The sequence below is a fragment of the Providencia sp. PROV209 genome, from assembly GCF_028479485.1.
GTDB lineage: Bacteria > Pseudomonadota > Gammaproteobacteria > Enterobacterales > Enterobacteriaceae > Providencia > Providencia alcalifaciens.
Map to the genome: position 1 here is coordinate 253,443 of NZ_JAMPNR010000012.1, position 12,398 is coordinate 265,840.

11 protein-coding genes are annotated in these 12,398 nt (G+C 42.8%); 8 read left to right on the forward strand and 3 right to left on the reverse strand.

Annotated features, from left to right (window positions below; genetic code table 11):
* The first annotated feature begins 7 nt into the window (after positions 1-7).
* The 4 genes from dppD (at position 8) to PR795_RS09565 (ending at position 4,776) form a co-directional block, all read left to right on the forward strand.
* Positions 8-988: a dipeptide ABC transporter ATP-binding protein gene (gene dppD / locus PR795_RS09550; RefSeq protein ID WP_006659583.1), complete on the forward strand. Its 981-nt coding sequence runs from the start codon at positions 8-10 to the stop codon at positions 986-988.
* On the forward strand, positions 985-1,995 hold the full coding sequence (gene dppF / locus PR795_RS09555) for a dipeptide ABC transporter ATP-binding subunit DppF (protein ID WP_006663055.1): 1,011 nt from the start codon (positions 985-987) through the stop codon (positions 1,993-1,995). The genes dppD and dppF overlap by 4 nt, the downstream gene beginning before the upstream one ends.
* A 195-nt stretch (positions 1,996-2,190) precedes the next feature.
* Positions 2,191-2,889 (forward strand): HAMP domain-containing protein, encoded by a 699-nt coding sequence (locus PR795_RS09560; RefSeq protein ID WP_006663054.1) that lies wholly within the window; start codon positions 2,191-2,193, stop codon positions 2,887-2,889.
* A gap of 354 nt (positions 2,890-3,243) precedes the next feature.
* Entirely contained in the window at positions 3,244-4,776 is a 1,533-nt protein-coding gene (locus tag PR795_RS09565; RefSeq protein ID WP_272516819.1) for an insulinase family protein, read from the forward strand.
* Between the two features lie 41 nt (positions 4,777-4,817).
* Here PR795_RS09565 and PR795_RS09570 read toward each other — a convergent pair whose 3' ends face one another.
* A complete protein-coding gene (locus PR795_RS09570) occupies positions 4,818-5,810 on the reverse strand; it encodes a serine hydrolase domain-containing protein (RefSeq protein ID WP_272516820.1) in 993 nt (330 codons plus the stop codon).
* Positions 5,811-6,055: 245 nt separating this feature from the next.
* Here PR795_RS09570 and PR795_RS09575 point away from each other — a divergent pair, with 245 nt between their 5' ends.
* Positions 6,056-7,114 (forward strand): NAD(P)H-dependent flavin oxidoreductase, encoded by a 1,059-nt coding sequence (locus PR795_RS09575; protein ID WP_181480501.1) that lies wholly within the window; start codon positions 6,056-6,058, stop codon positions 7,112-7,114.
* 44 nt (positions 7,115-7,158) lie between these two features.
* Here the strand turns inward: PR795_RS09575 and yhjD are convergent, their stop codons facing one another.
* Positions 7,159-8,151 (reverse strand): inner membrane protein YhjD, encoded by a 993-nt coding sequence (gene yhjD, locus PR795_RS09580; RefSeq protein WP_006663050.1) that lies wholly within the window; start codon positions 8,149-8,151, stop codon positions 7,159-7,161.
* Positions 8,152-8,325: 174 nt separating this feature from the next.
* Positions 8,326-8,727 (reverse strand): DUF1090 domain-containing protein, encoded by a 402-nt coding sequence (locus PR795_RS09585; RefSeq protein WP_006663049.1) that lies wholly within the window; start codon positions 8,725-8,727, stop codon positions 8,326-8,328.
* Between the two features lie 230 nt (positions 8,728-8,957).
* Here PR795_RS09585 and PR795_RS09590 point away from each other — a divergent pair, with 230 nt between their 5' ends.
* From PR795_RS09590 to PR795_RS09600, 3 genes are all read left to right on the forward strand, one after another.
* Complete coding sequence (locus PR795_RS09590) at positions 8,958-9,800, forward strand: 23S rRNA (adenine(2030)-N(6))-methyltransferase RlmJ (RefSeq protein ID WP_006663048.1); 843 nt, start codon at positions 8,958-8,960, stop codon at positions 9,798-9,800.
* 117 nt (positions 9,801-9,917) lie between these two features.
* The gene (gorA, locus tag PR795_RS09595) at positions 9,918-11,270 is read left to right on the forward strand and encodes a glutathione-disulfide reductase (protein WP_006663047.1); all 1,353 of its coding nucleotides are present in this window, start codon (positions 9,918-9,920) and stop codon (positions 11,268-11,270) included.
* A 167-nt stretch (positions 11,271-11,437) separates the two neighbouring features.
* Positions 11,438-12,397 carry an SAM-dependent methyltransferase gene (locus tag PR795_RS09600; protein WP_036966509.1) on the forward strand — a complete coding sequence of 320 codons (960 nt, stop codon included), beginning with the start codon at positions 11,438-11,440 and terminating at the stop codon, positions 12,395-12,397.
* Position 12,398: the final 1 nt, after the last annotated feature.

Genomic DNA, 12,398 nt, shown 5'->3' on the forward strand with positions numbered 1-12,398 from the left:
TAATCTAATGGCATTGTTAAATGTAGAACAACTCTCTGTTCACTTTGGTGACGAAGAGACCCCATTTCGCGCCGTTGACCGCATCAGCTATCAAGTTGAGAAAGGACAAGTGGTAGGAATTGTGGGTGAGTCTGGTTCCGGTAAATCGGTTAGTTCTCTTGCGATTATGGGGTTAATTGATTACCCCGGAAAAGTGATGGCGCAATCACTGCAGTTTGATGGGCGTGATCTCCTGTCCATACCAGAAAAAGAACGTCGTCAAATTGTCGGTGCAGATGTGGCCATGATTTTCCAAGATCCGATGACCAGTCTGAACCCTTGCTTTACCGTTGGCTACCAGATTATGGAAGCGCTGAAAGTCCATCAAGGTGGCAGTAGAAGCACGCGTAAACAGCGCGCCGTTGATCTCTTAAATATGGTGGGAATTCCCGATCCGCATTCTCGTCTTGACGTTTATCCTCATCAATTATCTGGAGGGATGAGCCAACGAATTATGATTGCGATGGCAATTGCTTGTCGTCCTAAGTTGTTGATTGCAGATGAACCAACCACGGCCCTAGACGTGACGATTCAAGCTCAGATCATCGAGCTATTATTGGAATTACAACAACAAGAAAATATGGCGTTAGTGTTGATCACCCATGACTTAGCTTTAGTCTCAGAAGCAGCACATCACATTATCGTGATGTATGCAGGGCAAGTGGTGGAGTCGGCAAAAGCGAAGGATATTTTTAAACATCCAAGACACCCCTACACACAAGCGCTATTGCGTGCGTTGCCTGAGTTTGCCAGTAATAAATCTCGTTTGGCGTCATTGCCGGGTGTCGTACCTGGTAAATATGATCGCCCTGAAGGGTGTCTGCTCAATCCTCGTTGCCCGTACGCGACGGATCGTTGCCGCCAAGAAGAGCCTGCATTGCAGACCATTGGCGACCGTCAGGTGAAATGTCATATGCCACTGGATGATATGGGGAGACCAACGCTATGAGTGAACAACATTCCAAAGGAATGCCGTTATTAAAAGCGGTAGATTTGAAAAAATACTATTCAGTGAAAGGGGGCGTTTTCTCAAAGGAGAAAACCCTGAAAGCACTTGATGGCGTCTCTTTTGAGTTAGAAAAGGGAAAAACATTGGCGGTGGTTGGGGAGTCAGGCTGTGGTAAATCCACACTTGGTCGCTTACTCACGATGATTGAGCAGCCTTCCGAGGGTGAGCTGTATTATCGCGACCAAAACTTGCTGATCAAAGATAAATCGGCGGAGAAGTTACGTCGTCAAAAAATTCAAATCGTCTTTCAAAACCCCTATGGCTCATTGAACCCACGTAAAAAAGTGGGGCAAATTTTGGAAGAGCCCTTATTGATTAACACTTCCTTGTCTAAAGAACAGCGTAAAGAAAAAGTGTTATCGATGATGGCTAAAGTGGGGCTAAAAACCGAACATTATAGTCGCTATCCACATATGTTTTCGGGCGGGCAACGTCAGCGTATCGCGATTGCTCGTGGCTTGATGTTAGATCCTGATGTGGTTGTGGCGGATGAACCCGTTTCGGCATTGGACGTTTCTGTGCGTGCTCAAGTTTTGAACCTCATGATGGATTTGCAGCAAGAATTGGGGCTTTCCTACGTTTTCATCTCCCATGATCTGTCAGTCGTAGAACACATTGCGGACGAAGTGATGGTGATGTATTTGGGGCGTTGTGTAGAAAAAGGGACGAAAGAGCAGATTTTTAATAATCCTCAACATCCTTATACTCAAGCGCTGTTATCTGCGACACCACGTTTGAATCCAGACCAACGCCGTGAGCGAATCAAATTAACGGGGGAACTACCCAGCCCGCTTAATCCACCTCCAGGGTGTGCATTTGCAGCGCGTTGTCGACGAGCGTTCGGTCCATGTACCCAATCTCAGCCTGCGTTGAAAAATTATCGAGAGCAATTAGTGGCGTGTTTTGCTGTCGAAGAAGACGAAAAACAAGCAGTGGTCGTGAATTAACGACTTTAGACGGCAGAAAACAGACTTTCTGCCGTTTCCTCATCCTGTTTATACTCACTTTAGCGGTTAATTTGGAGCTTATCCTAAATATGTGATCTTTCTTTTTTAAAGATGCTCTTTTATACGGAAAATCAAGTATACTGTTCGTCCGATTTTTTTCTTTAAAAAGCAGCTTGATTAGGAAGGTTGTGGGAAATGAACACTCGTGTCCAACGTTCACTCACGTTTAAGAGCATGATCGTATTCTTTGTGATTACGTTGCTTTTTCTTGCACTTTTTTTGTCCATTCAATTTACTTACCTGTTAGAACAGCGCAAACAAGACTATTTAAATCAATTAAGTAATGCTGTAGTTCAAGTCCAAAAACCATTAACGGACTCGCTACTCAGTTCTGATTTAAATGAAGTCAAAAGGCTTCTTGTCAGCCTGAAAACCTCAGGAATTATGGGGAAGGCGATTGTGACGGTAGATAATGCGACGGTGATGAATCTCAGCTTCGCCACGCCAAAGCCGATCCCTGAATGGTCTTTGCCTCTTATCGGTATTCCTGTGGAAATGACTGTGCCTTTGTATGCCTATGGCACCATGGCCCCACAAGCAAAACCTCAAGGTTATTTGACACTACAAGTGGATTCTAATCGGGTATACCGTTTTGCTCTCAACACATTTGCACTGTTAATAACAACTTATTTACTGTTAGCGCTGATCATTGCTATTGCGATGACATGGTGTGTGAGCCGCATGATTGTACGCCCACTACGTAAAATTGCGGGCGAATTGCAAGCAAATCAACAGGTCGATCACCTAGAGGTTTCTCAATATCATCAAGATGATGAGATAGGGTTATTGGCGAAAGGTTATAATCGTCAAATAAAACGACAAAATTCAGATTAAGCCATGAACATGTTATAAGGTTTGTGGTCTAATATCATTACACATACCTATCATATTGTTAGCGACAAGATTCAGGCGGCTCTCGCTATTTATAGTGTTCAAAAATACAAAACATCCGCATTCGAGATGGCGGTGTTCAAGATGTATTTTAGTGATCAACGTAGCGACTTAGTGTAGTGAGTGCAGTCCAATGATCTCAATAACATGCAACGATGTTTTTTTCGGGTATAGTGATAATCAAATTTTTGATGAAGCCAAATTATATCGCTTAACCGAGTCAATTAGCGTTTTTCGTTAATTCATCTGTTGCTGTTTACGGTTAAATACAAGGATATAAAGAACATAGGGGTCTACATGCAGGGTTTGAAAGTGCGATATATCATCGGAGTGGTACTTTTATCAGTCACTGGTTTTGCAAGTGCTGAACCTTTACAACCCGATCCAGCATGGCAGCAAGGAAAGCTCGAGAATGGCTTTAATTGGCAGTTATTACAAACACCACAGCGTCCAAATGACCGAATTCAACTTCGGTTAGCCATTAAAACAGGTTCATTATCTGAGAAAGCCAGTGAAAAAGGGTACAGCTATCTGATCCCTCGGATGGCGCTACTTCATCAGTCTGACGCTTTTCCTGCTGCTACATTACAAAGTTTTTGGCGTCAGGCGACTGATCCTGATATGCCGTTACCTCCAGCCGTTGTCTCTTACGACTACACAATCTACAGTTTAAGTTTGCCAAACAACCGTCCTGATCTTATCAAACAGGCGTTAAGTTGGCTTGCAACATCAGTAGCTGGAGCGCAGTACACTGAAAACTCATTACAAAGTGGGTTAAACGTACCGAATGTCCCAGTGGCAACACTACCTGTCAATGCGAATGATCCTGTGTGGCGTGCACGCCTTAATGGTTCAGCGATGTTAGGCTACGATCCAGGGCAGAAGCCAAACGGTAAAGTAGATTTAGCGAGTGTGAACTCGTTTTATCAAAAATGGTATACACCCGATGTCATGACACTGTATGTGGCTGGGCATGTCGATGCGCGTATGTTATCTGATAGCATCACTCAAGCGTTTTCATCACTAGAAGGTAGACGTTCTGAACCAGTTTCAGTTGCCGTATTATCATCAGTCAAGCCGCAATCTATTAATATTCTGCAAGATAAAGCAACACAAGATACGCTTTCTCTGATTTGGGATATCGATTGGTTACCGATTAAAGACTCCAATGTACTGTTACGTTATTGGGGAAGTGATCTGGCGCGTGAAGCTATTTACCGCTCATTACAGAAAACCTTTAAGCAGAAATTTGTTGACGATGGTGGAACGCCAGGTCTGGATTGCCGTGTTCAATATCAAAAAGCAAGCTGCACATTAGCGATTTCAGCGCCACCAGAAAAAATGGCAGCTGTTTCGGATGTGGTTTTAAATGAGTTGGCGGCAATCAACCAAAATGGTATCGACCCAGAGCTATTCAACGACATGATGAAAGAGAAACAAGTGCAATTGTCACAGTTGTTTGCTGCGTATGCACGTACCAGTACCGACGTGTTGATTAGCCAACGTTTGATTTCTCAGCAAAATGGAGTGGTGGATATTGCACCTGAGCAGTATCAATTGCTCAGACAAGCATTTTTAGGCAGCCAAAATCTTGAGCAAGTCAACATGGAAGCTCGTCGTTTATTATCTCAAGAAGCCGCAATTGTTTTAGCTCAGCCAAAAGAAAAACAGATCATGGATGCAGAGCAGATTCGCCAAAAATTCACGCAAGTGTTATGGCCTGCTCCACCAGTGATTGTGGAACCTGCTCCAGAAGCTTCAGCAGTCGCAGAGCCGCAAGATGGAGAGCCTGCACCGGCACTACCAATACCTGCACCACTGACTCGCTAATACATTATCTTCATCAAGAAGCCCTCTATGAGGGCTTTTTTTTACGCTGAGGTTAAGAGGGATTCAACCACTTGAATCAAAACATTTCGCGAATCTCGATGATCAACAAACCCCGCGATGCTTGTTTGAGTTGCCGGTGAGTAGTAAGCGACTGAACCCCAAAAACCTAAATGAGAATATAGCATCATCCCATTGATTTCTTTTGCCATAATCCCAAGTCGATAATGACTTGCTCCTTCATGGTCTCCTGTACTTAACATGGTTTTCAATGTGTCTGGTTTATCAAATATTTTCCCGCAGAACAAAGCTTCAAAGAACTGCGCCATTTGTTTTGATGACATGACTAAACCTCCGCCGCCATAAACATCCATGGAAGGATCCATATCGGAGCAATCGAGCTTACCTAAGTATTGTTTCGCGCGTGGTACAGTTGTGCTTGGGTATTCAAACGTTTCCCAATAGGCGGACTGTAAGCCAATTACATTAAATTTTAGTAATTCTCGAACGGCTTCTCCCAATGTTTGTCCTGTTATGCGTTCAATAATATTTCCAAGCAAAATATAGCCTGTATCAGAGTAGATAAACATTTCAGAAGGCGGAAAAAACGGATGATCTTGCTGAACATATAACTCAATTTGCTCTGTTCGCGTCCATTGATAGTCTGGGCGCTTTAATACCTCTTTGAGGTACTCTTCATTGGCATGATCTAATAATCCGCTACTGTGGCTGAGTAAGTGGCGGATAGTAATAGCATCAGTATCATATTTAGGCGTGAGCAATTGATTGTATTTGGGGGAGATATAGTGAGAAATGCTATCATCAACGAACAATTTTCCCATCTCAGCGAGACGTAGAATCGCCGCAGCGGTAAACGGCTTCGTATTACTGGCAATACGCAAAGGCGTATCGACTGTTAACGGTTCTCCAGAAAGATCGCTTCCACGTGCGCAAAATGTTCCAACGCAGTCTTGGGAGTGATTACGGACATACACCACAACACCACAAGGTAAATTTTCTAACAGAGAGATTTGCATGGACGGCTTCCTTAGGGATGGACTCTCTGTATCTTAGTGATGTTATGGCGATAACAGAAACGCTTAAAATGCGTTTAATACGCTAATTTTATGATAGTCATGAGAAATGCGGTCGCTATCACATTCCGATAAACAGTTAGGTTCATTGGGAAAATATTGGGATAGAATGATAAAGATACATATTATATGCAATTTATTAACATGTCATTCATCTGTCGCGTAAGCATAAAAAGGTAAGGGAAAGTATGAATAACTCGAATGTATTGCTGCATCGCCTCAACTTACGTTATCCGATTATTCAAGCACCGATGGCAGTGGTTTCTACGCCTGCTTTGGTTGCTGCTGTTTGTGACGCGGGCGGATTAGGCTCCCTTGCTTTAGGTGCGTGTTCGGTAGAGCAAGCTCGAACATTGATAGCGGCGACTCAAGCGTTAACGGATAAGCCCTTCAATGTAAATGTGTTTTGCCATGCGACACCACAGCGTAATAGTCAAAATGAGCAGGCTTGGCTGACACATTTACAGCCAAAATTTCAACAATTTAATCGCCAATCTCCGGAACAATTGAATGAAATCTATCTTTCATTCTTGGATAACCCTGCGATGCTACAGCTCTTCTTAGAAATGCAACCCGCGGTAGTGAGCTTTCATTTTAATGTACCGTCTCGTGAAATTATCAACGCCTTGAAAGAAAAAGGTATTTTCACGATGGCGACGGCGACCAATTTGCAGGAAGCGCGATTAATCGAAGATGCAGGTATTGATGCCATTGTTGCTCAAGGAATTGAGGCGGGCGGGCATCGTGGTATGTTTGATGTACAAGCCAAAGATGAGGAACTCACGACTAATCAGCTGGTGGCATTGTTAGCCAAGCATACCCAGTTACCAATTATTGCAACAGGGGGAATTATGGATGGTGCTGATATTAAACAAGCACTTAATCATGGCGCATCTGCGGCTCAATTAGGCACTGCATTTTTGTTGTGTCCTGAATCTGCGGCAAACGATGGATATCGTCGTAAATTAAAGAGTCAAACCATAGATAATACCCATTTAACGGCTGCAATATCCGGTCGACCTGCCCGTGGCATTTTTAATGAGTTTATGCAGACAGGGCAGCAGTATGATGTGAGTAAATTACCCGATTACCCCATAGCTTATGATGTTGGTAAGCAGCTTAATGCAGCAGCAACCCAGTCTGGTAGTGATGATTATGCGGCTCATTGGGCAGGGCAAAATGTGGCGAAAGTGCGTGAAATGAGCGCAAAAGATTTAATAGAAACGTTGGTGAAAGAGATGGTGTGAGAGAGTTAGGGGAATGGTGAACAGCTCATTCCCCTTTGTTGACGTTAAGGCATGAGTACGTCTTGGGTTGTGCCTTTTGGCTCATCGGTGGCAATCCAAGCTGCACAAAATAACGTTAATCGGGCAAAGAAATAGAAAAATGCCATTAATCCCAGCACCGAACCGAAAGCTGCTCCTGATGGTGATGATGCTAAGGTAGGTAAAATCCACGTCATAATCGATTTGATAATTTCAAAACCAATTGCAGCTAGCAACGTTCCTTTTAATAGTGAACGGCGTCGGTGTTGCATGCGCGGTAATATCCAGAAAATCCACAAAAATAATAAGAAGTTGGCGGTGATGGAGATCGCTAAGCCAATCAGTGTCCAAACGGGCTTAAGCCACTCGATGCTGTCTAATCCAAGCGTACTAACAATCGTCGCTTGCGCAGAACCTGCGACAGACGTTAGGGTAATGGTGACAATAAGCGCAATAAGTAAGCCAATGAGGGCAAAAAAGTCACGAACATAACGGAAAATGATATTTTCTTGTTCTGCTTCGTTACGCTCCCATACTGTTCGAGATTGTGCCAAAATCGCCAAACGTAAGTTATTTACCCAGTTAACCCCAGAGTAAACGGCTAAGGCTAAACCAGTTAATCCCACGGTGGTACGCTGGCGGATTGCTGTGTCGATAGTTTGCTCAAGCGTATTGGCTAATGTTGGATCAGTGATATTTGCGGAAATACCACGAATGAGCTTCTCAAGTAATTCAGGATTACTGGCTAACACGAAACCCGCCGCAGCGAAGCTAAACATCAGTACAGGGATCAGGGATAAAAACGAGAAATAGGTAATTGCGGCACCAAACTGATTGCCCATTCTATCGGTAAAACGTTGGGCAGTGCGGATTAAATGCGCAATAAATGGAATTGCACAAACAAAATCGACCACTCTCATTGAGAACGTTAGGGCTTTTTTACTACCATCTAGGCTTTTGTTTAGAGTGGATTTTAATTTGTTGGTCTCTTTTTGTTGCTCATCTTGCATGTCTGACATGCGTTCCCCTTTTCACTGCTTAATCAAAATATGCTTATAATTCACCATTCTATATTATTTTATACTATAGCCTATGTTTGTTGGTAATTTCACCCCATGCCGTTATTTATCCTAAATTAGGCATGGGGTGAGGTGAAAAATAAATATAACTATTTGATTATATTTATTTTTCTATTAAAGCGTGTCTTTGTAGATATCCGCAAGATCTTGGGCTTCTTTCAATTCAGCTTTGGCTTCAGCCACTTTACGCTTATGTTTAGCGATTTTTTCAGGATCACCTTTTTGGATAGATTCTTGTAACTCAGCTTCGCGTTCAGCGACTTTTTCTTGTTTCTCAGCGATTTTCTCCTGGCTATCACGATAGAGTGAATCGGATGTGCAGTAGCGAGTCACATTGTCGAGAGCACGTTCAAGCCCATTGATGCGATATGTATTACCATGCTCTTTCGCATATTTGAGCTGAGTTTCAATCTTCTGTTTTTTAATTTCACAACCCTGTGATGAATTTCCAGCCATTGCAGAGTTATTCACTAAAAATAAGGTTAAAATGGAGGATATTATGAATACTCGTTTCATTAGTTTTCCTTGTTATGGTTTTAAATTTTGCTTAGGATAACTTTTCGGCAAAGAAAGGTCATGTGTAATTTTGTCATGTTTTGTCACTATGACAATCCCATCAAATTTTAGCTATAATGGCGCGAAAGAAATTATTCGGTCTATTTTTCATTCAACAGACCTTCTTTACAGACTCTATTTAACAGCGTTCACAATGGTGACCGCTGAATTCCTCAGGAAATAAACGCGACATGTTAAGTTATCGTCACAGCTTTCACGCAGGCAACCATGCGGATGTTCTCAAACATACGGTGCAAAGTCTGATTATTGAATCTCTTAAAGAAAAAGAGAAACCATTTCTGTATCTGGATACGCATTCCGGTGCGGGTCGCTACCAATTAACCAGCGAACATGCAGAAAAAACAGGGGAGTATCTCGAAGGGATTGCACGTATTTGGGAGCAACCAGATTTACCTGAGGAACTTCTCCCGTATATGAACATTGTGCGTCGTTTAAACGAAAATGGGCGCTTACGTTATTATCCGGGTTCGCCATTATTAGCGAAATATTTACTGCGTGAAGACGATAAACTGGTTTTAACCGAGTTACACTCTAGTGATTACCCATTACTGCGTACTGAGTTTTCTCGTGACAGCCGCGCGCAAGTGGCTCGTGAAGATGGTTACCAACAATTAAAATCAAAATTACCACCTCAAAGTCGTCGTGGTTTTATGCTGATGGACCCACCTTATGAGATGAAATCAGATTACGAAGCCGTCGTAAAAGCCGTTATGGAAGGTTATAAACGTTTCGCAACTGGCACTTATGCGATTTGGTACCCAGTGGTACTACGCCAGCAAATTAAGCGTATGGTTCATCAATTAGAAGCAACGGGGATCCGTAAAATTCTGCAAATTGAATTAGCCGTGCGCCCTGATAGTGACCAGCGCGGAATGACCGCATCGGGCATGATTGTGATTAACCCGCCTTGGAAACTTGAGCAGCAGATGAAAAATGTCCTGCCGTGGTTACATAAAACACTGGTGCCAGAAGGTACTGGACATACATTAGTTGAGTGGATTGTACCTGAGTAACAATAGACTCTGGCTATTGCAGTAACAGGCAATAGCTATCTTAAATGTTTATGTTTACATAGCATAATAAGAGAATATTAACGTATTCGTAATTCAACAAATGGGAATAACCAAGTTATGAGCAAACATTACGACTATATTGCAATTGGCGGCGGTAGCGGCGGTATTGCGTCAATGAACCGTGCCGCGATGTACGGACAAAAGTGCGCCCTAATTGAAGGCAAAGAGTTAGGCGGCACTTGTGTTAACGTCGGTTGTGTACCGAAAAAAGTGATGTGGCATGCAGCGCAAATTTCCGAAGCGATTCGTGCATATGGTCCAGACTATGGTTTTGACACCACCATCAATGATTTCAATTGGAAGAAATTAATTGAAAGTCGTACTGCTTATATCGACCGTATTCATCAATCTTATGACCGCGTGCTGGGTAATAATAAAGTTGACGTAATTAAAGGTTTTGCCCGTTTCGTTGATGCGCATACTGTTGAAGTCAATGGTGAAATCTACACTGCGGATCATATTCTGATCGCAACAGGTGGACGCCCAGTGATCCCCGCGATCCCCGGTGCAGAATATGGCATGACTTCCGATGGCTTCTTTGAATTGGAAGCGTTACCAAAACGCGTTGCTGTTGTCGGTGCTGGCTATATTGCGGTTGAACTGGCAGGTGTATTGAATGGTTTAGGTAGCGAAGCACACCTGTTTGTTCGTAAACATGCGCCTCTACGTGCTTTTGACCCACTCATCGTTGAAACGCTAGTGGAAGTGATGAACACCGAAGGTCCAACACTGCATACTGAATCCATTCCGAAAGAAGTGGTAAAAAATGCAGATGGTTCACTGACACTTAAATTAGAAAATGGTCATGAGCAAACCGTTGATGCGTTGATTTGGGCAATCGGTCGTGAGCCAATGACGGATAACCTGAATATTGAAGCGGCGGGTGTTGAACTGAACGCGAAAGGGTATATCAAGGTCGATAAGTACCAAAATACCAATGTAGCGGGTGTTTATGCTGTCGGTGATAACACGGGGGCTGTTGAATTAACGCCTGTTGCGGTTGCTGCGGGTCGTCGTTTATCTGAGCGTTTATTTAACAACAAACCAGATGAGCATTTAGATTATTCCAACATACCTACGGTTGTATTCAGCCATCCACCAATTGGTACTGTGGGTTTAACTGAGCCAGAAGCGATTGAAAAATATGGCTCAGATGCCGTGAAATGCTATAAATCTTCATTTACAGCGATGTATACCGCAGTCACTTCTCATCGCCAACCATGCCGCATGAAGCTGGTATGTGTGGGTGAAGATGAAAAAATTGTTGGTATTCATGGAATTGGTTTTGGTATGGATGAGATTCTGCAAGGCTTTGCGGTTGCACTAAAAATGGGCGCAACCAAGAAAGATTTCGACAATACCGTCGCAATCCATCCAACCGGTGCAGAAGAGTTCGTGACAATGCGTTAAGCATTTGCGTGTAAATAAGTCATAAAAAAGAAGGTCAGATAATATCTGGCCTTTTTACTTTTTAATTCCCCCGAAAGGTTCTTATCAGCCCCTATTAATTTTTACATTATTAATTGGGCATGCTTCCTATTATCTTCCCTCCATCATTTATTTTTTGTGGAGTAGATATGGATCCGTTGCTTTCTGATGGTGTGCCACAATGTGGTGCAAAATACCATGTAATTCACAGCGTTCAACATGATGAATATGGCGATAAAGTCGCTTTAACTTACAGTGAAGACCCCGAAAAATGGAAAAAAGCGATTGGCGAATTATTGCTGTTCCAATTTGGTGTTTATGATGGTCCTTTCATTTCCAATGAAAACTATCTCGATGGTAGGCTCTTGTCATCGTTAGATAAATCAGGATTACGACATCTCAATCAGCAGCTTTTTCTAGCGGGTGTTACGGGATCCAACAGACCAGCGGTGGGACGAATTCTGGATCTAGGGTGTGGCTGGGGATATACGCTGAAATATTTAGCCGAATACTTTACGGAATGTGCCACCCTAGATGGCATTAATATTAGCGCCCAACAGCTTGATTATTGCGATCAACTCTATAGTGACGAGCGGCTTCGTAAGCGAATCAATCTGTATTTATGCCAAGCTCATGACCTCTCATTATTACCCGATGAAGAAAAATATTATGACTTAGCGATTATTCGCGGCGTAATTTCCCATTTCACCAACGATGTTTTCGAAAAAGTATTTTCTGCGCTATATCCAAGATTGCGTAAGGGTGGAAAAATCATCATTTCGGATAATTTATACAATATAGAATTGGATGAATATCAGTCAGATACCTCCGATGAAGTTGACCGATTAGCTTGCAAATACCGCAAAACTCCCAAGTATGTTCGGCAAGTTATTGAACATAGCGGATTCGTTATTAACGATTTTCGGGTGCTACCGTCAAATATTGATGTCGCCCGTTGGTTAATGGAATCCAAAGCCAATATTGAACGCCATTTCCCTGAAGGTGTCGATGGGGCTTTAGAAGAGCTACGGGTTTTAGCCGAAAACTTCTCTGTCGCACTGTTAAAAAACAAAGTTTCCACTTACAGCATCATTGTCGAGAAAAAATAAA

What these genes read in the sequence shown, in the direction of transcription:
- dppD (WP_006659583.1), top strand. Translation starts at nt 8, where the DNA reads ATGGCATTGTTAAATGTAGAACAACTCTCTGTTCACTTTGGTGACGAA.
- dppF (WP_006663055.1), top strand. Translation starts at nt 985, where the DNA reads ATGAGTGAACAACATTCCAAAGGAATGCCGTTATTAAAAGCGGTAGAT.
- PR795_RS09560 (WP_006663054.1), top strand. Translation starts at nt 2,191, where the DNA reads ATGAACACTCGTGTCCAACGTTCACTCACGTTTAAGAGCATGATCGTA.
- PR795_RS09565 (WP_272516819.1), top strand. Translation starts at nt 3,244, where the DNA reads ATGCAGGGTTTGAAAGTGCGATATATCATCGGAGTGGTACTTTTATCA.
- PR795_RS09570 (WP_272516820.1), bottom strand. Translation starts at nt 5,810, where the DNA reads ATGCAAATCTCTCTGTTAGAAAATTTACCTTGTGGTGTTGTGGTGTAT.
- PR795_RS09575 (WP_181480501.1), top strand. Translation starts at nt 6,056, where the DNA reads ATGAATAACTCGAATGTATTGCTGCATCGCCTCAACTTACGTTATCCG.
- yhjD (WP_006663050.1), bottom strand. Translation starts at nt 8,151, where the DNA reads ATGTCAGACATGCAAGATGAGCAACAAAAAGAGACCAACAAATTAAAA.
- PR795_RS09585 (WP_006663049.1), bottom strand. Translation starts at nt 8,727, where the DNA reads ATGAAACGAGTATTCATAATATCCTCCATTTTAACCTTATTTTTAGTG.
- PR795_RS09590 (WP_006663048.1), top strand. Translation starts at nt 8,958, where the DNA reads ATGTTAAGTTATCGTCACAGCTTTCACGCAGGCAACCATGCGGATGTT.
- gorA (WP_006663047.1), top strand. Translation starts at nt 9,918, where the DNA reads ATGAGCAAACATTACGACTATATTGCAATTGGCGGCGGTAGCGGCGGT.
- PR795_RS09600 (WP_036966509.1), top strand. Translation starts at nt 11,438, where the DNA reads ATGGATCCGTTGCTTTCTGATGGTGTGCCACAATGTGGTGCAAAATAC.